We start from the raw sequence: 462 nt of genomic DNA on the forward strand, positions 1-462 counted from the left end.
CGCCCGCCCGCGTCCGGCGCATCGCCGCCCTGCCCGTCTTCGGTTCGGTCCGGCACCCGGCTCGACATGCTGCGCACTCCCATGACTCTTTCGGCTGCGGTGCAAAGCCGCCAACGGCACGCCCGTTCCGCAGCCGATACCGCGCGTCCGGTGCCGGACCGGCTCCGCGTGATCCTGTCCGGTGCGGGCCGGCGCGGCGGCCGACCGTTTTTCGACCCCGCGACGCGCATGCCCGTTATGGAGGGCCGCGTCGCAGGCGGGGCGGATCGCGGCCGGATCTGAAACGCACCGGATGCGACCGATCGCGAAGGCTCGCGTTGACCGCCCGGCAACACGGTACGGGAGCGTGGGTTGGGCAATCGCTACGGGTTGGAGATCCGCGCCGCCGCGGGGTCCGACGCTCCGGGTCTCGCGGATCTCCTGGGTGCGGCGGGCGTCGCGGTCGGCGCGGCGGACCTGGCG

1 protein-coding gene is annotated in these 462 nt (G+C 74.2%); it reads left to right on the forward strand.

What is annotated here, in order from left to right; translation table 11 throughout:
* A partial coding sequence (locus FV228_RS33895) for a hypothetical protein (RefSeq protein ID WP_210247843.1) occupies nt 1-282 on the forward strand: 282 nt, incomplete at its 5' end.
* Nucleotides 283-462: the final 180 nt, after the last annotated feature.

The sequence above is a fragment of the Methylobacterium sp. WL18 genome, assembly GCF_008040015.1.
Classification (GTDB): Bacteria; Pseudomonadota; Alphaproteobacteria; order Rhizobiales; family Beijerinckiaceae; genus Methylobacterium; species Methylobacterium mesophilicum.